The sequence below is a fragment of the Pantoea sp. 9140 genome, assembly GCF_000745295.1.
In the GTDB taxonomy this organism is placed as follows: Bacteria; Pseudomonadota; Gammaproteobacteria; order Enterobacterales; family Enterobacteriaceae; genus Pantoea; species Pantoea vagans.
Map to the genome: position 1 here is coordinate 2,338,879 of NZ_JQNO01000001.1, position 24,802 is coordinate 2,363,680.

General features: G+C 56.3%; 23 protein-coding genes, 3 pseudogenes and 1 riboswitch. Of the genes and pseudogenes, 13 read left to right on the forward strand and 13 right to left on the reverse strand.

The features are described from left to right. The first annotated feature begins 292 nt into the window (after positions 1-292). Positions 293-2,074 (forward strand): GGDEF and EAL domain-containing protein, encoded by a 1,782-nt coding sequence (locus FA92_RS11010; RefSeq protein WP_033783572.1) that lies wholly within the window; start codon positions 293-295, stop codon positions 2,072-2,074. Between the two features lie 65 nt (positions 2,075-2,139). Here the strand turns inward: FA92_RS11010 and FA92_RS23470 are convergent, their stop codons facing one another. Next, entirely contained in the window at positions 2,140-2,394 is a 255-nt protein-coding gene (locus FA92_RS23470; protein ID WP_197061501.1) for a biofilm development regulator YmgB/AriR family protein, read from the reverse strand. Between the two features lie 406 nt (positions 2,395-2,800). Here FA92_RS23470 and tnpA point away from each other — a divergent pair, with 406 nt between their 5' ends. The 4 genes from tnpA (at position 2,801) to FA92_RS11035 (ending at position 6,637) form a co-directional block, all read left to right on the forward strand. After that, positions 2,801-3,403, forward strand: a complete 603-nt coding sequence (gene tnpA / locus FA92_RS11020) for an IS66-like element accessory protein TnpA (protein WP_239780528.1) — start codon at positions 2,801-2,803, stop codon at positions 3,401-3,403. Then, on the forward strand, positions 3,400-3,747 hold the full coding sequence (gene tnpB, locus FA92_RS11025; protein ID WP_033783574.1) for an IS66 family insertion sequence element accessory protein TnpB: 348 nt from the start codon (positions 3,400-3,402) through the stop codon (positions 3,745-3,747). Before tnpA ends, tnpB begins: the two co-directional genes overlap by 4 nt. A gap of 19 nt (positions 3,748-3,766) precedes the next feature. Beyond that, positions 3,767-5,353, forward strand: a complete 1,587-nt coding sequence (locus FA92_RS11030; protein ID WP_033783575.1) for an IS66 family transposase — start codon at positions 3,767-3,769, stop codon at positions 5,351-5,353. Positions 5,354-5,578: 225 nt separating this feature from the next. Next, the gene (locus tag FA92_RS11035) at positions 5,579-6,637 is read left to right on the forward strand and encodes an alpha/beta fold hydrolase (RefSeq protein WP_033783577.1); all 1,059 of its coding nucleotides are present in this window, start codon (positions 5,579-5,581) and stop codon (positions 6,635-6,637) included. On the opposite strand, the gene FA92_RS11040 is transcribed toward FA92_RS11035, so the two are convergent. The 4 genes from FA92_RS11040 to FA92_RS23610 form a co-directional block, all read right to left on the reverse strand. Beyond that, positions 6,576-7,598: an AraC family transcriptional regulator gene (locus tag FA92_RS11040; protein ID WP_033783578.1), complete on the reverse strand. Its 1,023-nt coding sequence runs from the start codon at positions 7,596-7,598 to the stop codon at positions 6,576-6,578. The genes FA92_RS11035 and FA92_RS11040 overlap by 62 nt on opposite strands. Positions 7,599-8,025: 427 nt before the next feature. Next, positions 8,026-8,253, reverse strand: a complete 228-nt coding sequence (locus FA92_RS23305; protein ID WP_051926512.1) for a hypothetical protein — start codon at positions 8,251-8,253, stop codon at positions 8,026-8,028. A 231-nt stretch (positions 8,254-8,484) separates the two neighbouring features. Beyond that, on the reverse strand, positions 8,485-10,002 hold the full coding sequence (locus FA92_RS11050) for a bifunctional diguanylate cyclase/phosphodiesterase (protein WP_239780529.1): 1,518 nt from the start codon (positions 10,000-10,002) through the stop codon (positions 8,485-8,487). Positions 10,003-10,618: 616 nt separating this feature from the next. Further along, on the reverse strand, positions 10,619-10,921 hold the full coding sequence (locus FA92_RS23610; RefSeq protein WP_033783580.1) for a hypothetical protein: 303 nt from the start codon (positions 10,919-10,921) through the stop codon (positions 10,619-10,621). Positions 10,922-11,556: 635 nt separating this feature from the next. Between FA92_RS23610 and FA92_RS23615 the strand changes: the two genes are divergently transcribed. From FA92_RS23615 to FA92_RS11075, 4 genes and pseudogenes are all read left to right on the forward strand, one after another. Then, entirely contained in the window at positions 11,557-12,081 is a 525-nt protein-coding gene (locus FA92_RS23615; RefSeq protein WP_051926514.1) for a hypothetical protein, read from the forward strand. Positions 12,082-12,093: 12 nt separating this feature from the next. Beyond that, complete coding sequence (locus tag FA92_RS23620) at positions 12,094-12,354, forward strand: hypothetical protein (protein WP_072008972.1); 261 nt, start codon at positions 12,094-12,096, stop codon at positions 12,352-12,354. A gap of 16 nt (positions 12,355-12,370) precedes the next feature. Next, positions 12,371-12,580 (forward strand): annotated as a pseudogene (locus FA92_RS22670) (hypothetical protein); the annotation flags it as partial. 546 nt (positions 12,581-13,126) lie between these two features. Further along, complete coding sequence (locus FA92_RS11075; RefSeq protein ID WP_255359546.1) at positions 13,127-13,372, forward strand: M24 family metallopeptidase; 246 nt, start codon at positions 13,127-13,129, stop codon at positions 13,370-13,372. A 29-nt stretch (positions 13,373-13,401) separates the two neighbouring features. On the opposite strand, the pseudogene FA92_RS11080 reads toward FA92_RS11075, so the two are convergent. Next, positions 13,402-13,713, reverse strand: a pseudogene (locus FA92_RS11080) (helix-turn-helix domain-containing protein). Positions 13,714-13,895: 182 nt separating this feature from the next. Here FA92_RS11080 and FA92_RS11090 point away from each other — a divergent pair. Together FA92_RS11090 and FA92_RS11095 are read left to right on the forward strand one after the other, a co-directional pair. Then, positions 13,896-14,771: an SDR family NAD(P)-dependent oxidoreductase gene (locus FA92_RS11090; protein WP_051926516.1), complete on the forward strand. Its 876-nt coding sequence runs from the start codon at positions 13,896-13,898 to the stop codon at positions 14,769-14,771. Positions 14,772-15,046: 275 nt separating this feature from the next. After that, positions 15,047-15,388, forward strand: coding sequence for a VOC family protein (locus tag FA92_RS11095; RefSeq protein ID WP_343251857.1), 342 nt, complete (start codon positions 15,047-15,049; stop codon positions 15,386-15,388). Between the two features lie 108 nt (positions 15,389-15,496). Here FA92_RS11095 and FA92_RS22685 read toward each other — a convergent pair whose 3' ends face one another. The 3 genes and pseudogenes from FA92_RS22685 to FA92_RS11105 all read right to left on the reverse strand — a co-directional run bounded on the left by FA92_RS22685 (position 15,497) and on the right by FA92_RS11105 (position 18,438). After that, positions 15,497-15,787, reverse strand: a complete 291-nt coding sequence (locus FA92_RS22685) for a helix-turn-helix transcriptional regulator (protein WP_081917149.1) — start codon at positions 15,785-15,787, stop codon at positions 15,497-15,499. A gap of 55 nt (positions 15,788-15,842) precedes the next feature. Continuing rightward, positions 15,843-17,736, reverse strand: a pseudogene (locus tag FA92_RS11100) (relaxase/mobilization nuclease and DUF3363 domain-containing protein); the annotation flags it as partial. Between the two features lie 327 nt (positions 17,737-18,063). Then, on the reverse strand, positions 18,064-18,438 hold the full coding sequence (locus tag FA92_RS11105) for a hypothetical protein (RefSeq protein ID WP_197061502.1): 375 nt from the start codon (positions 18,436-18,438) through the stop codon (positions 18,064-18,066). A gap of 63 nt (positions 18,439-18,501) precedes the next feature. Continuing rightward, a riboswitch (ZMP/ZTP riboswitch) is annotated at positions 18,502-18,584 on the forward strand. Between the two features lie 16 nt (positions 18,585-18,600). Here FA92_RS11105 and FA92_RS11110 point away from each other — a divergent pair. Further along, a complete protein-coding gene (locus FA92_RS11110; protein ID WP_033783585.1) occupies positions 18,601-19,233 on the forward strand; it encodes a LysE family translocator in 633 nt (210 codons plus the stop codon). A gap of 398 nt (positions 19,234-19,631) precedes the next feature. On the opposite strand, the gene FA92_RS11115 is transcribed toward FA92_RS11110, so the two are convergent. The 3 genes from FA92_RS11115 to FA92_RS11125 all read right to left on the reverse strand — a co-directional run bounded on the left by FA92_RS11115 (position 19,632) and on the right by FA92_RS11125 (position 21,666). Next, a complete protein-coding gene (locus FA92_RS11115; RefSeq protein WP_013358385.1) occupies positions 19,632-19,934 on the reverse strand; it encodes a helix-turn-helix domain-containing protein in 303 nt (100 codons plus the stop codon). Between the two features lie 4 nt (positions 19,935-19,938). Continuing rightward, positions 19,939-20,292 (reverse strand): type II toxin-antitoxin system RelE/ParE family toxin, encoded by a 354-nt coding sequence (locus FA92_RS11120; RefSeq protein ID WP_033783586.1) that lies wholly within the window; start codon positions 20,290-20,292, stop codon positions 19,939-19,941. Positions 20,293-20,577: 285 nt separating this feature from the next. Beyond that, entirely contained in the window at positions 20,578-21,666 is a 1,089-nt protein-coding gene (locus FA92_RS11125; RefSeq protein WP_033783587.1) for a YncE family protein, read from the reverse strand. Positions 21,667-22,090: 424 nt separating this feature from the next. Here FA92_RS11125 and fhuE point away from each other — a divergent pair, with 424 nt between their 5' ends. Next, positions 22,091-24,253: a ferric-rhodotorulic acid/ferric-coprogen receptor FhuE gene (gene fhuE, locus FA92_RS11130; protein ID WP_081917151.1), complete on the forward strand. Its 2,163-nt coding sequence runs from the start codon at positions 22,091-22,093 to the stop codon at positions 24,251-24,253. A 78-nt stretch (positions 24,254-24,331) separates the two neighbouring features. Here fhuE and FA92_RS11135 read toward each other — a convergent pair whose 3' ends face one another. Next, the gene (locus FA92_RS11135; RefSeq protein ID WP_033783588.1) at positions 24,332-24,733 is read right to left on the reverse strand and encodes a cell envelope integrity TolA C-terminal domain-containing protein; all 402 of its coding nucleotides are present in this window, start codon (positions 24,731-24,733) and stop codon (positions 24,332-24,334) included. Positions 24,734-24,802 lie beyond the last annotated feature (69 nt).

The following is a 24,802-nucleotide window of genomic DNA, read 5'->3' on the forward strand; positions in this document are numbered from 1 at the left end:
TTTTTTATTTTTGCGCGTAATTAATTACGCGCTGCGTTTATTAAGAAGAATTGTGGCAGGAATAATCAGAAAAAAATATGTTTTGACGATAAGAGAAAAGAATCGTGATGCAGTATATAATTTGCTAAACAAAATAATTGATGACACCGGACCTGATGGTACCTAGAATGCCGGATATATTATAACTTTAATAGCTTCTTCCTGTTGCAGTTATTTCCTTTCGTGCCGGCCCGTTATTGTACATTTTTCCTTTCTTATTTCGCACCGGAACCAGGCCGGGACGGAGGACTCCATGCTGATAAACCTTACCGGCGATGATGATCGCCGCGCCCGGGCGCTGAAGGCGCTGCGCAGCCCCGACGAAAGCCGGGCCGACGTGCTGCAAAAATTTGTCCGGCTGGCCAGCCAGGCACTCGGCATTCCCGGAAGTTTTATCTCCGTGCTGGACGATAAGCACCAGTATGTGCAGGCCGCTCACAATTTCGGGCTGAAGCAGTCGTCGCGTGAGGACTCCCTGTGCCGCCATGCGGTGGACAGCGACAGTGAAGTGATTGTACCTGACACCTGGCAGGATACCCGTTTTTCGTCACATCCCCTCATTACCGGCGCGCCCTACATACGTTTCTATGCCGGCGTACCGCTGAAAAATCACGAGGGTATCGTGCTTGGTACGCTGTGCGTCACGGACACGGTGCCGCATCCGTTTGGATCCGGGCAGGTAACCACCCTGAAGCTTCTGGCCGCGCTGGTGATGTCGTTTCTGGAGGCCTGGCACTCTGCCGGGCTTGCCGACCCGGTCACCGGCCTGCCTAACCGCCAGTGTCTTATCCGTGACCTGCAGGGCCTGGCCGCATCGGGTGACAGCGCGTCACGCCGTCTGGTGCTGATTGACTGCATTGACATGCCTCGCGCCTACGAACTCGCCCGTTCGATGGGAATGGGGCCGGTGGAAAGCCTGCTCAGGGACGTTGCCATCCTGCTGCCGCTTCGCCTGCGCCCGGCCGCCGGTGAACCGCTCTACACCGTCGCCACCGGACGATTTGCCGTTCTGACGTGCGATGACAGCCACATGAATGCAGAATGGGTCGCGGGTCGTCTGGAGGGGATCCGTGCCGATCTCGGGGACGGCATCGCCGTGGCGCTCAGCACCTATGCCGGCGAAGTGACCTTTGCAACCGGCAGCATAACGGCACAGGAAGCGCTGCGCCGTGCGGTCAGCGCGCTTCATGAGGCCATCGGCCGGGGTATACCCGCCATGCGCTTCAGCGCGGCAAGCGACGCGCGTCATACTCAGGACTTTACGCTGATGAACGACCTCGCCGCCGCGTTACGGGAAGACAGGGGCCTGTGGCTCGCCTTCCAGCCTAAAATCTGCCTGCACAGCGGCAGGCCCGTCGCACTGGAGGCGCTGGTCCGCTGGCAACACCCGGTCCGCGGCGAACTTTCTCCTGCGCTGTTTGTCCCTCTGGCCGAGCAGACTTCGCTGCTCAGCGACCTGACGACCTGGGTCACGGACCGCGTCATCAGCCGTCTGGCGTGTCTGCGCAACAGCTGCATTCAGCTTCCGGTCACGGTGAATGTCAGCAGCCAGGACTTTGCGTGCGAGGGCTTTGCCGACGCGCTGGAGCTGAAGATGATAAGGGCAAAGCTTCCCCCTTCGCTGCTGGGCATTGAGTGTCTGGAGACCGAGCGTATTATTGAAAATCCGGCGGCGATGCACGGGCTTGAAATGCTGAAGCTGCGGGGGTTCGGGATTTCGCTGGATGACTTTGGTACCGGCTACAGTAACATCAGCTACCTTCGCCGCATGCCGATTGACGTTATCAAGCTGGACCGCTCGCTCATCCGTGAAATTGCGACTGACACCGCCTCGCGCATCATTGCACGCAGTATCATTACCATGCTGAAGGACCTTGATTATACCGTGCTGGCCGAAGGCGTTGAGGATGCCGAAACGGGCTCCGCGCTCGCGGAGTACGGCTGCGACCAGGTGCAGGGGTATTTCTATTCACGGCCCCTGCCGGAAGGTGAACTCGACGAGTGGCTGAGCTGGAAGCTGCGCGGCCACTGCTGATACCGTCCCCGCACCAGTATCGTCCCTTTGGCGGGTCATGTTTCTGCGAGTGTAAAATGCCCGCCTCAGGTATGCGGATCATCCGGCGTATAACCGGCAACCAGTTGCTGCAGGCTCAGGAGCGTGGCCTGCCGGTTTTTGTCAGTCTCGGCCGCCTGTTCATCTTTGAGTCTGAGGATAATGGCCTGATTACTGACCTGTCTCCCCTCGCTGTACAGGGCATGGATTACCGCTTCAAATTCCGCTGATTCACCTGTGAACCGGTGACCGGAACCCAGCAGGTATGCGCGGATATGTGCAACCGTATTTGTGTCTGCCATGATTTTCATCTTTTCCTGCTCTCTGCGATTCATACATTTCGGCGGCTGTAAAGGTGTAAGCGATTTATTTGCGGGTGTCACTGACTGTCCCTTCGCCGGTCCGTGCGGGTCAGCATAGCATGGCCTGACCTTGTGACTGACCTGCATGGCAGTGCTCCGGGTACGCTTAACGATGTCCCCTGCTGTCCTCTCTGGCCGGTATGCTGCTGCCGGACCGGGTGACCTCAAAGCGATACTCCCGCGCCAGCGGGAGAGAATATTTCAGCGCTTTTTATCCTGTTCCGGAAAAAAGCCCGAAGAATGTCTTCCGCATGTGTCATCCCTTCCGTAAGCGTCACACTCAGACCGTCTTCCATTTTTTCCCGTGTTTCCTACCATGGACACTTTCGCGAACATGGACACTACCGTGAACAGAAACACGCCTTACACCAGTAGGCCCTGGATCACTACCGCACTCAGCCTGCGGTTTAACGACGCCCTGACTTACCGTGAAATCGCAGAGCAACTGAACATCAGCCCTTCCGCTACGCATAAAATGTTCAAGCGTTTTCGCCGCACGGGTATTAACTGGCCGTTGCCGGAGGAATACACGCCGGAACGCCTGGAGGAAGAGCTTTACGCCTTCAACCTTGAAACAAACCTGCCCGTGAAAAAACGGCGTCCGGACTGGCCGATTGAGTTCAAAATCCGCATGGCAGAGCTCAGCCTGCAGCCGGACGCCTGTGTGGCACAGCTGGCCCGGGAGCATGGCGTCAACGATAATCTCGTGTTTAACTGGCGCAATCTACACCGTCAGGGCCTGTTAGACCCTGCCACTCGTGCCGGGATGATCCCCGTCACGGTTGAGTCTTTCCCTGTACCGGTCAGGCAGAACGGCGGCACGCCGGATTCGCCCCCCGTTATAAGCTGTAAGCTGACGCTGCCGGGCGGCAGCCTGAGCCTGACCGGACCCTTGACGCCGGAGCTGCTGCACGCGCTGGTCAGCGAACTCAGGAAAGGTGTGGCATGATTAGCTTTCCGGCGGGTGCCCGCATCTGGCTGGTTGCCGGCGTGACTGACATGCGGTGCAGCTTCAACGGGCTGGCCGCAAAGGTGCAGAACACGCTTCGCGCCGACCCGTTCGGCGGCCACCTGTTCATCTTCCGGGGTCGGCGCGGCGATATGGTAAAAATTCTCTGGGCCGACGCGGACGGTCTGTGCCTGTTCACCAAACGCCTGGAGCGGGGGCGCTTTGTCTGGCCGGTGACCCGTGACGGCAGGGTTCATCTTACGCAGGCCCAGCTGGCAATGCTGCTCGAGGGCATTAACTGGAAGCATCCGCAGCGGATAAATGCTCCTGGCCTGCGCATCTGAACCGGAGTAATGTGGCTGCATGGAACGCTCACTTTCTGCAGAAAACGCCCGGCTCCGGGCGCTGCTGGACACGCAGCAGCACACCATCCGCCAGATGGCGGAGTACAACCGCCTGCTCTCACAGCGGGTGGCGGCCTACGCCAGCGAAATCAACCGGCTGAAGGCGCTGGTCGCTAAGCTGCAGCGCATGCAGTTCGGCAAAAGCTCCGAAAAGCTGCGGGAGAAAACGGCACGCCAGGTGCGCGAGGCAGAGGAGCGCATCAGCGCCCTGCAGGAAGAGATGGCAGAGGTGCTGGGCGAACAGCATGACCCGGTACTGCCACAGCCGCTGCGCCAGTCTTCTGCCCGTAAACCTCTCCCCGCCACACTCCCGCGTGAAACCCGCACGCTGTTGCCGGCAGAAACCGCCTGCCCGGCATGCGGCGGAGAGCTCAGCGCACTGGGCTGCGACGTGTCGGAGCTGCTGGAGCTCATCAGCAGCGCCTTCAGGGTTATCGAAACGCAGCGGCCAAAGCTGGCCTGCTGCAGCTGTGACCACATCGTTCAGGCCCCCATGCCCTCAAAGCCCGTTGAGCGCAGCTACGCCGGCCCCGGCCTGCTGGCGCGCATCGTCACGGCGAAGTTTGCGGAGCACACGCCTCACTACCGGCAGTTAGAAATCTACCGCCGTCAGGGCGTGGAGCTGAGTCGCGCCACGCTGGGGCGCTGGTCAGGCGCGGTCAGCGAACTGCTGGAGCCGCTGTACGACCTGCTGCGCCAGTACGTGCTGATGCCGGGCAAGGTGCATACCGACGATATCCCGGTACCGGTTCAGGAGCCGGGCAGCGGCAAAACGCGCACGGCCCGGATGTGGGTGTACGTGCGGGATGACCGCAACGCGGGTTCACAGCTTCCGCCTGCGGTCTGGTTCGCGTACTCACCGGACCGTAAGGGAATGCATCCGCAGCAGCACCTTGCGGGGTACAGTGGTATCCTGCAGGCGGATGCGTACGGTGGTTACAACGCGCTGTACGAAGACGGCCGCATCACGGAAGCGGCCTGCATGGCGCACGCCCGGCGAAAAATCCACGACGTTCACGTCCGTACCCCGACCGACATCACCACCGAAGCGCTGAAGCGCATCGGTGAGCTGTATGCCATCGAAGCGGAGATACGCGGCAGCCCGGCAGAGGACCGGCTGGCGGTGAGAAAAGCCAGAACCGTCGCGCTGATGCAGTCGCTGTACGACTGGATACAGGCGCAGATGAAGGTGCTGTCGCGCCACTCGGATACGGCGAAGGCGCTCGCGTACCTGCTGAAGCAGTGGGATGCTCTCAGCCTGTACTGCCGTAACGGCTGGGCTGAAATAGATAACAATATTGCGGAAAACGCGCTGCGTGGCGTCGCCCTGGGCCGAAAAAACTGGCTTTTTGCCGGTTCAGACAGCGGCGGTGAGCGGGCCGCGGTGCTGTACTCACTGATCGGGACCTGCCGGCTTAATGGCGTGGATCCCGAGGCATGGCTGCGTTTTGTGCTGAGCCATATTCAGGAATGGCCTGTGAACCGGCTGCGCGACCTGCTGCCGTGGAAAGTCGATCCTGCATCTGCTGTATCAGCTCAGATTTAACCTTAAAACTTCTATGGCATGGGGCAAATTTTAATCTGACTGCAGCCGGACATTTTTTTTGATAAAACGGTTAAATCATAGATCCCGGTCAGACTGAATGGCTGGGAAATTCAGCTTTAAGTCGGCTGACAAAAGTCATAATAAAGGTACTCGATCGCGTTTCAGGACGCATCAACCGGGCGTTCCTGACCACAATGCGTCTCTGTCTACTTACCGGAGATCGTTATGATACGCCCCCTTACCTGTTTTCTTTTTTCTCTTCTCTTTAGTGTCGCGTCGTATGCCAACACGGCTTTTCGCCAGCTGAATATCCACGAGGCTGACTCCCGCCCTCTCGATATCGCTATCTGGTATCCTACCGCGGCTACCGGTTCGCCGGAAAAGGTGGGTGACAATATTGCCTTTTACGGTACCTCTGCGCTGCGCGATGCGGCTCCGGAAGCGGGCAAGCATCCGCTGCTTCTGCTTTCTCACGGCTATGGCGGCAACTGGCGCAACCTGAGCTGGCTGGCAACGGAAATGGCGGCTCAGGGCTATATTGTGGTGGCGGTCGATCATCCCGGCACGACAACATTTAATAAGCGGCCGCAGGATGCGAAGGAACTCTGGCGTCGTCCACAGGATCTGCAGCGGGCGATGGTAAAAATTATTACCACCCCCTCTCTTGCAGGAAAAGTTGATGTGCAGCGAATAGCCGCCGCCGGACACTCTCTCGGCGGCTGGACGGTACTTGAACTGGCGGGGGCACGCTTTGACGCCGCACGCTTTCAGAATGATTGCCGGACACATGCCAGGCTGTCAGCCTGCAAGCTAACTCAGGCGCTGGGTATTGATGACGCTGACGGGAGGCTGGCAGCAGACGAAAGCGATCCGGCAATCAAAGCCGTTGTCTCACTCGATTTGGGTCTGGCCCGCGGATTCACGCCAGAATCACTTTCTCAGATTGCAGTCCCTGTGCTGATTATGACGGCCCAGGCGGACAGCGACGAGTTACCCGCCAGACTGGAGTCGGGCTACCTGGCTGAATATATTCCCGCTGCGGTGAGGCGTGTAGTGAATGTCGAAGGGGCCACGCACTTTAGTTTTATGCAGCAGTGCAAACCGGGTGCGATGGCATTGATCGCAGAAAAAGAGCCGGGCGAAGAGATCGTCTGCCAGGATGGCGGTACCCGGAGTCGGGCTGCGATCCATCGTCAGCTCACCCGGGATATCAGCGCCTTCCTCAATCAGTCCCTAGACTTTCAGCCGCTGTCCGGCGGTAATCCGTCGGGGTCATACCGCTGATACGAAGAAACTCGCGATGAAAGTTTGATTTGGTGGCAAAACCCGCCTCCAGCATCACTTCCGTTACAGGCAGAGCCGTGTTTCGTAGAAGCTGCTGCGCGAAGTCGATGCGAAAACCGTTGATCCACTGTGAGACATTGCAGCCGCGCGTCAGGTTCACCGCTTTTGAAATCTGGCGCGCCGGGACCCCGGTTTTTCTTGCCAGCGCATTCAGCGTCAGGTCGGGGTTCAGATACAGATTCTGCTCGCTTATCAGCGTATTCACCCGCTGATAAGTCGAGAGAAACGTTTCAGTATTGTCCTCTTTACTCTCTTTGGGGGGCAATGCAGGCTCCCTGACCACGAGTGACAGATGGCTGCTACCGACAATGGCAAAACAGACAAATGGCAGCAGAATAGCCTGCGAGATTGCCACCACCTGCGGCGCCTGCTGGCCCTGATAAAAATGGAAGTTAAGCGCGATGACCAGATCGGTCAGCCCGGAAAAACAGAGAAAGCCCCCCGCGATAAAAGCGCGTGATGAGGTTGAAGCGCTGTCGCTAAGTCGCCTGAAAATAAACGTATCACTTCCCTGTAACGCCATTCGAATCAGGGCACAACCGTAGCCGATATAGAGCAGCATCAGCACAGCATCCGTGGTTGCCGGAGCAATAAGATTCAGCGCCAGAGCGAGTGTCGGCGGTCCCACAAAAGCGGCAACTTTTTGCTGCAAGCGCTGTCCCGTAAAGCAGGCAAAGCAGTGCCAGGCCAGCGGTGGCAGGGTAATCGCCATGACAGACTGCAACTGGCGCAGCTTAATAAGATCAAACTGCCAGCGCAGGGCTGACATCATTAGCAGCAGCGAACAACCCGCAATAAAAATCGCGCTGTTGCGATAACCCGCGGGGCGCTGCCGGCAAATCTTCAACAATAAAATAAGCAAAATAGACAGGGTGTACCAGGGAAAAGGAATGGCTAGCATGTAATACCTGTACGCAAAGCATTTATATCAGAGGATATGTTGTGCCATAAACAGGCAAAAAAAACATTACTAAGCACATAAATCTTCAGCGGTTTAACATGTTCCCTAACTTTACGCCTCCCAGAATTATGAAGCCGTCATTTTGGATAACGTAAGCATCTGTGTGTTACCACCCTCAGCTGAAATTAATGTCCAAAGCAGAGCGTCAGCATAAGTCTTAGCAGATACACGTCTGCGTAAGCGTATATACGGTCTAAATGTGACGCTTACTCCCTTCCTGAGATATACTCCGGTCTTACTCCCCAGCACACAGATACTGTCAGTGCAGAAAAATGCTTATTGCCCGGTCCCGCGATACAGGCGGAAGGTCTCTGCTCCGGCGATAACCACCACGTTACGCCCTGCACCCTTCGCTTCATAAAGGGCCTCATCCGCCCGCCGAAGCATCGCTTCCCGGTTTCCGCAGTCCGCCATCGAGGCCACCCCGGCAGACACGGTCATCCACGACCAGGGCAAAGCGCTTCATCTTCACGTCGACCGTGTCGTTCATTCCCTCCGTGGCCTGCCTCAGAGCGTGAACGGCAATACCCGTGCACAGGATAAAAAGCAGGATAAGCAGGCCAAAGCCAGCGCTGAGGCGCATTGAAATTTTCATCAGTTCTCCGGAAACGTTCGTTTGATGAACGGGTATCGGCAGAAAGCGCGGACTCAGGAGGGGGGGAGTGCAATAAAGTTGCGCACTATATAATTCTCAGGGGCTGCAGCATACCCGTTCTGGCGCATCGCATATAGCATGAATGCCGTACAGCCGTAATGACTGCCTGCGGCATGCAGAAGTTACTCACGCTGATTCCGGCATCAGTCGCATATCTGATGTGTTTTTAAGTTATGATTTTTTCATGCCCGGATAGCCCGCCTCAGTCAGGCCGGCGGCACGCTCTGCCGGAACGGGCTGACTGAAAAGGTAGCCCTGGCCGTAATCACAGCCTCTTTTTCGCAGCCATTCCAGGGTGGCTGCATCCTCAATCCCCTCAGCCGTCACCGTAACGCCCAGTTCCTTACAAAGTATGAGCAGGGTCTCAACTACCTTTTCCTTCTGAGGGCTGTTTATCAGGTCAGAGATGAACGAGCGGTCAATCTTGATATGGGTGATACCGAGCCCCAGCAGGACCGACAGGTTGGAATAGCCGGTGCCAAAATCATCAAGTACCACGCCGGTGCCGGATTCTTTCAGGGTGCGGATAGCCCGGCGCGCATCTTCCGATATCGTCATCACCTTCTGTTCGGTAATTTCGAGCTCTAACCTGACCGGTACGGCATGCTGCATGAGGCGGGACAGGCATGCCGTCAGCGCCGGCTTAAGCAGCTGCTCCGGTGTGATATTCAGTGCCAGATGAAGGCCTGCCGGCCATCCCGGGGTCAGCGGGACGACGGCCTCCAGCAGCCGGGCGGTCAGCGTGTCCATGAGTCCCAGTTTCTCCACTACGGGAAGAAATACGTCCGGGGCAACGGCCCGTCCGGAAGCATTAGTCCACCGCGCCAGTATCTCAAACCCCCTGATGCGGCCCGTCTTAAGGCAGACCAGCGGCTGCAGAAAAGGTACGATGTCGTGATTTCTGACGGCCATGGCAACCTCATTCTGTAACCGTTCCCTGCGCCGGAACCGCTGCTCCAGGCCGAGCGTAAAACGAACCACCGGATGCGCCGTATTCCTTTTCGCCTCATACATGGCAAGGTCGGCCGCCCGCACGATGTCATATCCGGCGCTGCAGGCAGGGCTGGCGACGCCCACGGACAGGCTCAGGAACGTTCCCGGCCCGGTCCGTACGCCCGCCGCGCGTGTGAGAAGAGTGTGTGCTGTCTCAGTGGCCTCATCCGTGTATGAATGTCCGGAGGTAACAGCAAACTCATCACCACCGATGCGGAATACCTGCGTTTCAGGCCCGGCGAATTCAGTCAGCAGCCGGGCCAGAGCGATCAGTACGGCGTCACCCTGCAGATGCCCGTGAAGGTCGTTAATGCTCTTGAAGTCGTTAATGTCAATCAGGGTAAGGGTGTAGGGTGTCCCGCCTGCGTCAAGTTCAGCAAGGCGGGTGCTGAACGCCCTCCGGTTACCGGTACCGGTCAGCTCATCCGTTCCGGCAAGCAGGAGGGCACTTTTCTCAGCGGCCAGGCTTCTGCGGAGTAGGCCGGCGATGAGGAGGCCCGGGATTATCATTGCCAGCCCGGCAAAGACCGTGGACGTCAGAATAAATCTCAGCCTTTCACTCGCCTCAAAGCCAGCGTCATAGCCCAGGCCAAGTACGCCCGAAACAGGCTTTTCCAGCCCGAACTCCCAGAGAGAGGAAAGTAAAACAATGGTAGCCATGTTAATCATGGCCAGCCGGAAAAGCTTCTGTCGCATCCGGGGACTCCCGTCAGTATAATCAGTGAGCATTGTGCTGTTTTTAATCAGTCCGGAACGGGACGTGCTTCCCGCACAATACCTGCCTGCTGCCAGAAATAACCCGTTATTTATCCTAAATTGAGCATGAGAACGTAAGCGGATGAAGGCTGTCACCGGCTGCCTGCTGTTGCCCGGCCCCGGAAAGAAAGGCTGTACGGGCACCTGTAGTCAGCGAAGAAACCAGAAAAGCAGTCAGAAGCGCATACAGACTGTATCGGCCTTGCGCACTAAAATAACAGGGCCCTGCCAATAATATTCCTGTCGCTGCAGGCGCTCTTTGTAACCCTGACCGCGCACAGGTGAGAGTCACCTGCAGGCAACGCTTCGCCGGACCTGAGTTCAGTTGCCATAATATGTCCCTTACAGGATGGTACGGTACCGAAGGCGCACGCAGAAATGTCGGAAAAAAACCGAAGGCGAAGTTGTTGCGGAGAGAGAAAAAAGAGGGTCCCGTTAAACAGCTTAATCCGGGGAAAAGCATGCTGGTATCGTGTTGCGTCACCGGAATTGCGGCCGACAAACGCCATTGCCCGGTACCGTAAGAATCCTTAGCGGCAGTGGCATTTTAAAGGCGTCAGCGATGCACATATTTTTGTTCCAGACGCGCCATGTCACGTTCTGCTTCCTCAATTTCCGACAGCATCGAGGTCAGAAACGTCGCACTTACGTAAGGATTAAGGCAGGCGCGCCGGTAGCGCAGCCGTAATGCAATAAGACGAATCAGAGACTCCCGCCAGGGCGTTGCGCCGGACACCATTGTCACTTCCTCTTTATCAGTTTTCTGCTTACGCCGCCTGAAGGTTGCCAGCGGCACGTAATTCTGCGCGACTTTTCCGACTGGCTCCTGTGAGACACTCATCAGGCGGGATGCACGCATGCGGACTCTTAACTTCTGCCCCTTGCGGGCAGGCTTTCCTGTACCATACGTCAGAGTACTGTAAAATGCACAGTTGCTGACGGGGGACCCGTTCCGGTGGCGACAGGAACCCGTCTCATTCAGCCTGACGACCCGGCAGTTTTTCTGCTTGATGTCTGCAGGCATAATGAATGCTGAAGGGGTGTTGTTCAGATCGGTGTTTTTTTATAACAGCATTTTCCGGGTATAAAAAACCACCACGAGCACGGTTTAAAGAGGAACTTACTGACTGTTGATTTTATCGTGAACCGGATGAGCCACCGGAGGACCTTAATGATAAAAAAGATGATCACAACAACAAGCGTAAGCGGTAAAAAACTGATTTTTTATGCTTCCGTACCTGCGTCGTATTCACCACCGGCTTTTAGCCTGAGTCCTGCCCTTCATGAATAAAACCCCTTCCTTTCTGGCAGACAGATTAATCAGAATATATACATCTGCGCCCATGGGGTCCGGCAGAATAGCGGCAAACACACGCAGCGAGGCAGTGAACTAAAGCAGTTTCGGGATGTGTGCGTGCAGCGCACGTGTTGTAAGAAACAACCACTGAATGGACTTCATCTCATTTTGATGTTCCATTCCACATAAACGGCGATATGTCGGCCCGCATGATGGCCATACTGGGCGAGACGGCTGCAGGACAGGAGGTTTACTCTATTGATGAGTCATTTCTGGACGTCACCGGCATCAGCAATGTGATCCCACTTGAGACGTTCGGACACCAGATGCGTGAGCGCATCCGGAAAGAAACCGGGCTGGTAATTGGCGTTGGGTTCGGCCCAACGAAGACTCTGGCCAAACTGGCTAACCATGCCGTGAAAAAGTGGATGCAGACAAAGGGTGTGGTGGATTTATCCAGCCCGACCCGGCAGCGAAAGCTGCTTCACCTGACCGACGTCAGCGATATTTGGGGTATCGGCCTCCGCATCACTAAGCGCATGCACCAGCTGGGAATCACCACGGCTCTGCAGCTGGCGGACAGTAACATCAGCATGATCCGGAAAAACTTTGACGTTATCGTTGAGCGCACCACCCGCGAGCTCAATGGCGAGTCCTGCATCGCATTGGAAGACGCGCCGCCGCCGAAGCAGAACATCCTTAATTCACGCTCATTTGGTTAGAGGATCACTGAGTTGGAGGACATGAGGCAGGCCGTTACACTTTATGCCACCCGTGCCGGAGAAAAGCTGCGAGAACAGAACTCGCGTTGCCGACATATCAGCGTGTCGATCGCTACCGCCAGGCACGCAAACGAACTTCAGTATTCAAATACAGCCTCATGCGTCTGCGACTATCCCACCAGCGACACGCGGGACATTATCGAATCTGCGCTACGCGGGCTGAGCACCATCTGGCGCGACGGCTATGTCTTACTGGTGAAGTGTCCGGTTTGAACAGGGGCTATTAAAGGTGGCAGAAGCGGCGATGTACCGCGTTAAACAACTGTTCGGTGGGCATCTTACGCTGCGGGATTATGATGCACAGGTTGGGGAGGCTATAGCCATGATCCGCGCATTAAACAAAATGACGCGAGCAGGCAGCCACAACACGCCCGAGGCGATGATCGAATGGACGCACTGGAAGAACAAAAGCGGCACGGCTCTGCGCGGCGCGGAATGATACGACTTTGATCCCGAGACAGGAAAAATCTCAGAGATCCGCGCCTACTACGCCTCGCCCGCCGACCCGTCCGCCCGCATCAATGAACTGGTTGCGTTCGACTATGCTGATCGGGGCTATCACCTGCAAAGCGCCACGAAGGCAACAACATGATCCGGCACATTGTCTTGTTCCGCCAGCGTCCCGACTCGAGCGTGATGCGGCGCTTGAAGCGCGCCTGGCCGCGCACATGAGCGCCTTAGATGCCGACATTCCGGCTATACGGTTATGACGGGTTGCCGCAAACGAACTGACACGCCCCATTAGCTGGGATTACATCCTAGAGTCCGAAGTCGACAACGCGGCCGAACTCGACGCCTACCTGTTCCACCCGCTGCATGTCGCACTGTTGGCTGATTTGAAGCCGTACTTCGAATGGGCCGCCGTTGACTACACGGTGTAGGACAACGCTGAAACCTTTGCGAGACTGTAACATGACACTGTCTGGAAGCATGCTCATCGGAGCATCCGACGTAACGGGCGACGAAGGCGTCGCCCACGCCATCAATCCGGCAACTAATCAGAAGATCCCGACAGGGGCTGCGACTGGAGGAAGGCATGGTCTTCACCATCGAGCCGATGCTCAATGCCGGCAAGCGCGATACCAGGCAACTGTCCCATGGTTGGACCGTCGTCAAGCGCGACCATTCGCTGTCCGCCCAGTGGGAGCACATTGTTGCAGTGACGGCCGAGGGATTCGAGGTGCTGACGCCTTGGCCCGAGGGGACTGGCGCCTATCCGGCGATTGCCTAACAAAACATCCGCGAGTGTTCGCCTGCCGGTCAGCACGGAAGCCGCGCATCGCCGCTGGCGTCGGCCCACGCAAGAATCGCCTCGAATACCGGCCTCAACCGCCGTGCGGTATCGGTGATTTCGTACTCCACGCGTGGCGGCACCTCGGCGTAGACCGTTCGCCGCACCAGTCCATCGCCTTCCAGCTCGCGCTACCGTGCCGTGAGCATATGTTGCGTCACATCGGGAATGGCGCGCCGTAGCTCGCTGAAGCGATAGGTGCGCTGGTTGAGCAGCCACAGGATTTCCAACTTCCACTTGCCGCTAATCAGGCTCACGGCGCGGCGCATCTTCTCGCGCATGGCTGCTATCTCGGCCGGAGCGGTGGATGTGGTTGCATTAGTATTTTTTTCATACTAGGTACTAAAAATCATCCTTATTTGATTATCGACTATAATCGCATAAACTCGTGCAGTTCAAGCGGGCAGTTTCATCACTGCGGTTCACTCTCTTGCCCGATTTCTTCGATGGAGGCCTGATCGCCATGGCAACGTCCCCCGCCGAGCGCAACGTGCGCGGCAACAACTTCGTGTTCTTCGGCGGTTCGGCCGGCATGGGCCGTGCGGCGGCGCTGGCATTGGCCAGGCGCGGCGCCTCGGTGCTGATCGTGGGCCGCGGCGAGAAGGACGGCCAGGCCGTCGTCGAAGCGGCTCGGGCCGCTGGCGCGGTGTCGGCCGACTTCCTCGCCGGCGATCTGGCCACCGTGGCGGGCATCCAGCAGGTGGCCGATGGCGTACGCGCATGGCGCTCCGAACTGCACGGCGTGCTGCACACGGCGATGGCCGCGTTCCAGGGCAAGCAGGTCACGGCAGACGGTTTCGAGTTCGCCTTTGCTCTCCAGTACTTCGCGCGCACGGCGCTTAACCGACTACTGGTGGAGCGGCTGGCCGCATCGGGCGACGGCCGCGTCGTGCATATCGCAGGTGACGTACCGGGCTTCTTCAAGCCTGATCTGGATGACCTACAATTCGAGCGGCGCAAGTGGGGGTTCTTCAAGTCGGTGCTGGGTACCCACATCCTGGGCTTCCTTCACATCCAGGAAGCCGCGCAGCGCTGGCGAGATCTGCCGGTCAGTCTGACCGCCACCTGCGTGAACTCGACCAAGACCAAGGCGATGGCCGACCCGCGCATGCCGCTGGCGATGCGCCTGATGGGCCAATTCGGCACCACACCCGAGGTATCGGCAACCAATGCTGTGCGGGTGCTGACCCAGGCCTCCGCACAGGGGCTGAACGGCGCGGTCCTGCGTCGCCCAAAGCGCTTCGAGCCGCAGGCCTTGCAGTTCGATTCCGGTGATGCGGCCCGGCTATGGGACATAACCACCGAACTGGCGGCCCAGCGCGGCCTGCGTCTGCCTTGAACGTAATTGAGGCGCGGTTCCTCTAAGCTCTGAACATTCTCTCGAAGGGATTCCCATGACCCTGAATACCGATGCCATTCTTCATCCCAAGCTACAGCATGTCGGTCTGCTGACCGGCAATTTGCAACGCCTGTTCCAGTGGTATCAGACGGTGCTGGGGATGCGGCTGGTCAGCAGCTCGCCCAATCCTACGGCGGCCCCGGGAGGTAGCCCGGCGGCGGCAATAAATAAAGGCCGCCTTCCTGAGCAACGACGAGATCAGCCACCGCTTGGCGGTGATCGAGGTGCCGGGCCTGATTCGCGACCCTCAGCGTTCGCATCATCTACGCATCCAGCACATCGCCTTCGAGTTGAACTCGCTCGACGACCTGCTGGGTACCTACGTGCGACTCAAGCGCAAAAGTATCGTACCGGTGTTCTCGGTGGACGAAGGGCCGCAGACCGCCTTCTACTACGAAGACCCGGACGGCAATAGCGTGGAACTCAATGTCAACAACTACACCGACCATTGGGCAGCGCTAGACCACATGCAGAACTCTGAGGCCTTCGCGAAAAAGCCGCTGGGCATGGACCCGGACAAACTGGTTGCGGCACGCGAAGCTGGGGCCTCAGCCTAGGATATCCACCTACGGGCGTGGCAGGAGGAGTTCCTGCCCGCGCAGGCTTTTGATCCTGCTAAGGTACTGCGACCGGTCGGGCGTGCCTGCCCAGACTACCGGCGTCGGTTACGCCTGCGCGCCCAATAGCGCTTCGGAGAGCGCAAACATGCGTTTAAAGACGCTGTAGAAGGCACTTTCTGATGCACGCCCCAGCGACTTTGCAATGGCGCCATCACGGCGTAAGAGCTGTCGCGCCAAGTGAATGCGCCAGCGGATCAGGTAGTCCAGCGGCGGCAGTCCCGCGTGCTCCTTGAACCTGAGCGCGAAGTCCGGCCGCGACATGCCGGCGACACTCGCGAGATCCTCGACCTTGCAGTTGCGCGCCACGTCGGTGTGCATCAGCCGCAGCGCTTCCATGCGTAGTATTCATTAGTTGCATCGTGTACCTGCTACTAAAAATAGGCGAACATCTAACTGACGGCCCACTTTGCTGCCCAAATTCCCACGACACTGCTCCCCCGTGCACTGTCGAAGCGAGATGCTGCCCCAGTCTCTGTTCCATCACTGATCTCCACGGCACCAGCGAGAAGCCCATGCTAGCATCGCGTAGCGTCCGCTGGCGAGCATGACGGAGCGCCGGTAGATGCCAGCTACGCGCTGCCCGTCCGCAACCGGGCGATGTTCTAGGCCGGTTGCGGCGGCAATGTCCTTGGCGGCTTGCGCCAGTTCCCGATTGCGCAACGTGCCCAGCAGATTGCGGGCGAGGATTACGCGCTGCCCGCGCCGTTGGGCCAACCCCTGTTCTTCGAGGAAGTCAGTGCGCTGCTGCAAGGCCCCCTTGGTGTCGCCACCAAAGCCTAGGTCGCCCAGCCCTCGGCCGCCGCCGATCAACTGCTGATCCAGCCAGGTCGCGCCGATCACGCGCGCCTGCCGCTCGATGGGCAAGTGCGATTTCAGCTCTACGGTGACACCGCCCAGCCGCTGTGTGTCGTACTGGCGGCCACGTTCGGCCAGGTCGTCCGGCACCTTCCATAGCCCTTCGGCCATGCGCTCCACGATGCCGGCGCGGCGCAGGGCTTCCAGCCGGCGGACGTGGGCGGCGACAACCTCCTGCGGGTCGCATCAGGGCGTGGCCCGGCCCTGTTCGATTGCCAGGTGATGATCGGCGCGGTATAGGCCATCGCTCGCCAGCGCAGCGATGTTCTTGTCGGCCGCGCGCACGTCGGCCGAACCCTTCACCTCCACCACCGCGCCCTTGGGGTAGTTCGCCAGCTCGTCGCGGGCGTTCAGCGCGACGTAGTGCGCCTTGCCATCCGTGCCGTCGATGACCAGATAGCCCCGATCGTGCAACTCGTCGGCCAGCCTCTTCGCGGCCAAGCGACCGATGCTGCTGCGGCCATTGTCGCCCGGCTCGAACACGGCCAGCTCGCGCGGCTGCCCGCTCATGGCACGCTACATCGTTCGGATAATGTCGCCACGTTCGCCCAAGGCGCGCAAGGTCTTTTCCGCGTCCGCATGCACGGCCCAGGTGCCGGGCTGCTCGGTCAGGCCAGGCGCTGCAAGCGTTGCAGGCGACCGATCAGCAGCAGGCGCTGGAGTTGCAGCGTCGGTTCGTTGAAGCGTTCGACCTGCACCCGGCCATCCTCGCCGGCCTTACGTTGCAGGGTACGGTCGAGGCTCGTCCACCGCTCTTGCTCCACCTCGCGTTGCAAGGTCTGCTGAATCTCCATTTCGGTGCGCGGCCTCAGCCATTCCGTCGCCAGCTCGGCTGCCCGATGGCGGAAGCCGTGGGCGATGTAGTCGCCCGCGATGATGAGGTCTTTGCCGGTGTCGTCGCACCCACGCACGATCAAGTGGGTGTGCGGGTTGTCGGTGTTCCAGTGATCGACCGCCACCCAATCCAGCCGCGTGCCCAGGTCGGCTTCCATGCGGCCCATCAGGTGCCGCGTGTACGTGCGCAGGTCGTCCAGTTCGGCTCAATCTTCGGGCGAGACGATGAAGCGGAAATGGTGCCGGTCGTCGGCACAGCGTTCCTTGAAGGCATCCAGATCGGCTTCGTCGGCCTGCGGCCCGTAGGCCCAGCCCGGCTCACCATCGCGGTCGGCGCCGTCACGCTCGATGTAGCGCAGGTGCTTAGCGAGCGACTGCAGGCTGGCGTTGCGTTGATTCACCAGCAGGGTCTTGATTGTCACGCGCCGCGACATGGGCGTCAGCCACGCCCCGGCGAAGCGCGCCGCCGACTTGCCGCTGCTGGCTTTGCCGGCCTGCTTGAGCACATTGGAAACGAAGCTCTGGCCCTTGCTTTTGCCCCGGTTTTTCGGGGCGCTGGGGCGCACCCGGAAATCGTCGTCGCGGCGGTCGGTCATGGGCACTGCCGCCTGTGTCGCCACAAAACACCATGACATCAGCAACCGGAAACAGATCAGCCGCGTGATTAAGCGACGGCAGATACGTATTCCCCGGACGCAGTCGCACCGGCAGTTGCCAGAAAGTGTCTGTTACGGCCAGTACGAAAGCATGCCAGTGATGCAACGGAACCGTGCTGACATGCTCGATGGTGTAGACAACCGACATGGAAGCCTGCGAAGAAGACAAGTTTTTCATCGATAAATCCTCCGCGAATAAAAAAAGGGGGGGGGATTTATCCCCCGGACGGGAGTAAATCCCCGTCAGGGTGTGTTCTGTCTTTCTGATTACATCATTTCGAGGGCCGCGATAACTTTGTCACCACAAGCCTCATCCTGCCCTCGGGTCACAGCCTGCTCCCAGACAGGCCGGTTAATTTCTTTACCGAGACTGTCCAGTGCGCAGAGAAGTTCTCTGGCAGTGGCAGGCAGCGGCGGAATATCACCGTCCCTGAGAAAACAGACAAACCAGCCATAGGCTATGCCGGCGTTAATGATGGCGTCTTCCAGATACGTCAGTTCACTGGGTTCATCCCGGTCCGTATGAAGATCGATAGGTTTTGCTGATTTAGCACAATCAATCAGAGAGGGTCTGCTTTGAGCGAAAAGCGGAAGTTGACAATTCTCCGCGAACAGGCCCTGAGAATAGAGTAAACTTCTCACTGCCGCAGCAAATAATGTTTATGATTTGCGAAGCCCAGTGTTGTTGATATTGTGTAATAATAAATGCGCTCATGTTACTGACGCTTAAAGATAGATCACTATCGGGGAGCATGGGTCATTGCTAGCCGCGCGTCTGGGCATAACCTTCCTTGGAGATAAGTTATGCCTGATTACGTACATATTCTTACTTTTGGTCTGGTTGCGTTAGGAATGGTATTAACTCCCGGCCCAAACATGATCTATTTAATTTCTCGCTCCATTTGCCAGGGAAAACGCGCTGGGCTTATTTCCTTGGGCGGCATTGCGCTTGGCTTTGTCTTCTACATGCTTTGTGCCGCATTCGGCATAACAGCATTTGTGTTTGCCATTCCTTATGCCTATGATTTACTTCGTTTTGGCGGAGCTGCTTACCTTCTCTATCTCGCCTGGCAAGCTGTAAAGCCCGGTGGAAATGCCCCTTTTTCCGTTAAAGAGATGTCGGTTGATGGCCCTAATAAACTATTTATGATGGGCTTCATTACTAATCTCGCTAACCCTAAAATTGCCATTATGTATTTATCTTTGCTTCCGCAATTTATTCAACCAGACCATGGCAGCGTTCTAAGTCAGTCACTGGCCCTTGGATGTGTCCAAATCTTTATAAGCCTGATGGTAAATTCCATGATTGTCCTCGTTGCAGGTTCAATAGCAGGGTTTCTTTCAAGTCGTCCTTCATGGATAAAAGCGCAACGTTGGTTTATGGGTACTGTACTGGCAGGGTTAGCCCTGAAGATTGCTTGCGAGGCAAAGCGATAGTGCTTGTTTCCCACTAATGAGCACATCACGACATCAGCAATGTCCTCATATCAACTATGAGGACATCCTGATTTGATCCTCATAAGCTAACATAGATCAATGGTATCAATGTCCGCTTCTGGCACAGAACAGACAGCACTTGTAGATGTGACAATAGTAGCGATCTCTAAATGCATGAGACTGCTCAAATCAGTTTTATTGAATCAGTTTTGATTAGTGGTCATTCTGGTGGTCTTGACAGGGAGAGTTTTCAGGTTTAGCTTACACATTAGCCAGTTATTGGCAAAGGCGATCCCAGTCAGAGGAGCCAGAATTAGAAAAGCCCGCTCAGGGAAACCTGAGCGGGCTTTTTGCATTGATGTTTTTAATCACGGCGGCATGGTTTTCACGCCAGAGGCTTACACCACGAACCCGAAGTGGGAACCATCCGGCAGCTCCACCACCAGCCGCAGTTTCCCCCCCGCCGCATCGACGTAGCGTTTGAGCGTGGAAAGCTTCAGGTCACGCCCCGGCTTTTCCATACCCGCCACGGTCGGCTGTGTGATGCCCAGCGCCTGCGCCATTTCCACCTGCGTTTTCTGCACTTTCTCACGCAGCTCGGCAAGGTGAATGTTGAGCAGGATTTCGGTCGCCATAGCCTGTGCGTCGGCAACGACTTCCGGTTTTTCATCCGCAATAAGCTGTTCCAGCGTTCTGCCCATCACGCTACTCCTTATGGTTAAAGCTTTTTAGCCAGTGTGTGAATTCCCGATCGGCAACCGGAAGCATCTCCTGATAAAATCGCTTTTCATTGCCCGCCTTATTACCGGCACACAGCACAATTGCCGTGCGGTTCGGGTCAAAAGCAAAGAAAGCCCTTATTAGGTCGCCGCGGCTCTGGATACGTAACTCTTTCATGTTGCTATAAGCGGAACCTTTAATCGTATCCGCATAGGGTCGGCTTAATCCCGGCCCCTTTTCCCGCAACACCATCAATGCAGCCAGCACGCAGGCGCGATCGCTGTCATTAAGCGACGTAAACCAGCGATCAAACCGCTCTGTCGTTTTAATCATCCACACGCGATCTCCTTATCAATATAGGTCAGATGCTATATAGGTGTAAAGCGATAACCGAGTGTGATGTAGCGGAATAGGATCAGCAGCGATCTTTAATGAAATGCCAGAGAGGTATTCAGCTACGATAGTGAAGACTGCACAAGATTTGCACAGAGTGGCGAGCTCTATCTGATCTTCTGCGGGTGTGGTGGTCTCATTGCTGTCAGGACGAAAGCCCACTCAGGCTTTCCAGAGTGGACTTCAGGAAGGTCAGCGGCTGAACGCTAAGAGATAACGCCTGGCGTACGTTTATGGCAACACGATACGGGCAATCTCATCAGTGCCTTTAGTGGAGGAGTCTTTGTTAAATTCCGCTTTAAGGGTGACATAGAGCGTATTGTTGTCCGGGCCAATCAACAGGCTGTTTGGATTCTTGTCAAACGACCAGCTGTTTTTCACCGCGTAGGTGGTGGCATCCAGTTGCAGCACTTTCTTCGATTCGCGCTGGCTGATGTAAAGCTCATTGCGTTTAGCGTTGAACTTGATGCCCATCGCATCGCCTTTGATGCGCTTGATCACTGTGCCGGTGCGCTCATCAAAGATCAGCGTCGCTTTGCCTTTGGAATCGTCAGTCACAAATAGCCGACTGGTGGCAGGATCTTCCGCCATGTTCAGGAACAGATACTCTTTGCCATCGCCTGCGGTCCAGCGCTTCTCAATTTTATGGCTGCGTGGATTGATCACCAGAATTTCACCCGAGCCATTGGCCGCATAAATGCGCTCAGTCAGCGGGGAATAGATGATACCGGTGACCCATTTCCCGGCGTTTTTAATCTCGGTTTTCAGCTTAAAGGTTCGGGTATCCACGACGGAGATATACCCCGGTTCGGCTACGCGACCGACATAAAGCTCGTTGCCGTGCCACAGGACTTCACGCGCACCAGCCGGATAGCCCTCTTTACTGATCTTGCCCGGGAACACCAGACGCTGCAGCACTTTGCCACTCTGGGCGTCCACTTTGGAGATCGCGCCATCCAGTGAGTTGGTGGTGTAGAACACCTGACCGTTTTCATCGATAGCGGTACCGAAGTTTTTCATGTCGGTATGCGTTTCGCCTTTAGTCGTCAGCGTGGCCGGGTCGAGACGATAGATCATGCCGCCGTTCACATCCTTAAACGCCTGCGCGCTGGCGACAAACAACGCTTTTGACGCAGAGGAGTAAGCCATTTCGTACAGACCATCACCCAGAGCGCGTTGTGTCACTGCGGTATTAACCGGTTTTGGGGCTTCAGCGGCAGGCGCATCAACTTTTTTAGCAGGTGCCTGACACGCTGTCAGGCTAATGGCAGCGGCGGCAGCCATGGCAACAGCGGCTTTGCGCGGGCTTAACGATTTCATGCAGAACTCCATCAGGGAATAAAGGGTGCCGGGCCATTCTGATCGGCCTGAATAAAGAATGAGAATCATACTCATTAACAATCACTAAGCAAATAACAGCTCAAATTCCTTTAGCCCTCCAGTGCGTTATCACGGCATAAACGTTCAATTTCCGCTTTTTTTTGAGTTCTATTCGCCCTTTTTCAGTGCTAAAAACAGGAAAACGTCAGCAATTACAGGGCTTTTATCGCGCTTATTTAATTGATTTATATCAAATTAATATAATGTTACATCTTGATTTGAATCTTGAAGAGAATTTATAAAGCAAATGATTATCATTGGCATTCTCACAATGAATTCGACATCTGTCTTCCTGTGATGGGCTGAGAAAAATAACAATCAAACGTAATGGCTTAACGCATTACCAACATTTAATGGGAAATTTATGGCTTGTAGTGGCAGGGAATCAGAAAGTAAAAACGTTTTCAGCCTCTCGTTGCTGGCACTGGCGGTACACGCTCTTCTCAACCCCGCTCTGGCGGCAGCGGAAACATCGCAGGATATGGTCGTCAGCGCGAGCCCCGCCGATAGCGGTGAAAGCGATAAACAGAATTACGCAGTCCAGACCACCCGCGCGGGCACTAAATTGATGCTGACACCACGAGATGTACCGCAATCCCTTAGCGTGGTGACACAGCAGCGGATGCAGGATCAGGATCTGCAATCCGTTAATGATGTGCTGACCAATGCCACCGGTATCTCCACCAATCTAATCGACAGTGAACGCTCCGAATACTATTCACGTGGCTTTAAGGTCAGCAACTTCACCTTCGATGGCATTCCGACGTCGGTCAACGATACGTGGAACTATGGCGATGCGGCGTCCGACACGGCTATCTATGACCGCATTGAGATCGTGCGCGGTGCAACCGGGCTGATGACCGGCGCGGGCAGCCCTTCGGCCTCAATCAACATGGTGCGTAAACATGCCGACAGCAAAACCGCCACCGGCACGCTGAGTGCCAGCTACGGCAGCTGGAATAGACAGCGGTATGTAGCAGATCTCTCCTCTCCGCTGAACGGCGACGGCAGTCTGCGCGGTCGTGTGGTGACCGGCTATACCGACCAGCAGAGCTGGCTTGACCGCTATCAGAAGACCAAAAAATTCATTTACGGTGTGATTGATGCCGATCTCACTGAAAGGACAACAGTATCATTGGGTTACGACTATGAAGATGACAATACCGGAAATCCCACCTGGGGTGGCCTGCCAATGTTTTACAGCAATAATGCCACCACGCATTACGACCGGAGCCTGAATTCGTCAGCCAACTGGGCACGTTACAACACCAACTCGCGTAAAGTCTTTGCGGACATTGAGCATAATTTTGATAACGGCTGGAATATTCATATCAACGGCACACACGCCGAAAACACCTTCAGCGATAAGCTGCTCTATGTGATGGGCAATCCCGACCAGGAGAGCGGTGAAGGGACCACCGGTTACGGCAGCATGGATCGTGGCAAGCGTAAAATGGATTCCATAGATGGTTTCGCCAGCGGACCCTTTGAACTGCTGGGCCGTCAGCACCTGTTAATGGCGGGTGCGAGCTACAGTCGCCAGCACAATGCCGCCTACAGTCAGGATGGATTCAGTGATGTGGCGGCGCGTGAAATCTCCACTGCCGATATGGGTATTTTCAATAATCACTGGAACGGTAACGTAGCAGAACCTGAATGGCAGGGCTGGTATCTCAATGATGATGATACGGTTCGTCAGAAATCGGTGTATAGCGCTGCACGTCTGTCGCTGGCCGATCCGCTGTCACTCATCGTTGGCGCACGCTATACCCAGTGGAGTACGAACGGCAGCAGCGGAGAGATGACCAATAACAACACCACGCCGTATGCCGGTCTGGTCTATGACATCAATGATACCTGGTCCGCTTATGGCAGTTATACCGCCATTTTCCTTCCGCAGACATATCGTGATACCCATGGCAGTTACCTCTCGCCTGTCACCGGCAAAAGCTATGAAACCGGTCTTAAATCGGCCTGGAACGATGGGCTGCTGACGGCCAGCGTGGCGATTTTCCGCCTCGAGCAGGACAACGTCGGTCAGGCACTGGATGGCGTCTACCTGAGCGGCAGTGAGCAGGCCTATGCCGCAGCGAAAGGTGCCGTGAGTAAAGGTGCCGAGTTCGAACTGAATGGTGCGCTGACTGATAATCTGCAACTGACCTTTGGTGCAACCCGCTATGTGGCACGTGACCAAAGTGGCCGCTTTAACAGCTATCAGCCACAAACCTCATTTAAGCTTTTTACCCGTTATCAGCTGGCCGCAATCCCCGACCTGACTGTCGGTGGCGGCGTCAACTGGCAGAACCGGGTGTTTAAAGATGTCACCAATGCCAGCGGCGACAGCGTAAGAGTTTATCAGGGCAGTTATCCCCTGGCCTCACTGTTTGCCCGCTATCAGGTGAATAAGCAGGTCGCGGTGCAGGCCAACGTCGATAACCTTTTTGACCGCGAGTACTACAGTTATATGAACAGTTACGTATACGGTGAGCCGCGCAACGTGAACGTCAGCGTTTCGTATCAGTTCTGATACATTCTGTCGCTGAGAAAGCAGACAGCCCGCAATTGCGGGCTGTCTGGTAGACTGATTTAACCGGACAGAAGAGAGTCAGGGTTGCCCTTCCATATTCCAGCGCGCCGATCCCATTACGTCAAAAACATGCTGATCGGTAAACGCCGGGAATCTGGCGCGTTTTGCTGCCTCGGCTAATGCCTGGCAGTAATCTTTATCGCCCCTTTTAATAATAAAGTTCTCCAGAGTGCCATCCTTTTTAAAATCCAGATGCACATTACAGCGTTTCCCATTCCAGGCGTGCGGCGCTGACAGCGCGTCATCCAGTGATTTTTTAATACCCGATGCCTGCTGGCCATAGATATCTTTGTCGCTGACTTTTCCTGAGCGTTTATAACTACAACTATCAAGTGCGCTTTTTTTAATACATTCATGTGGTGTAAGAGGCGCACAACCAGCTGACAGAATGCAGCAGAAAATAGCGATGACCGTTTTCATGGATAAATCCTTTTAAGTGAAGAGGCGACGGAATCTGTGCCCTGGTGAAGCGGGAAATCAGAATAGCTA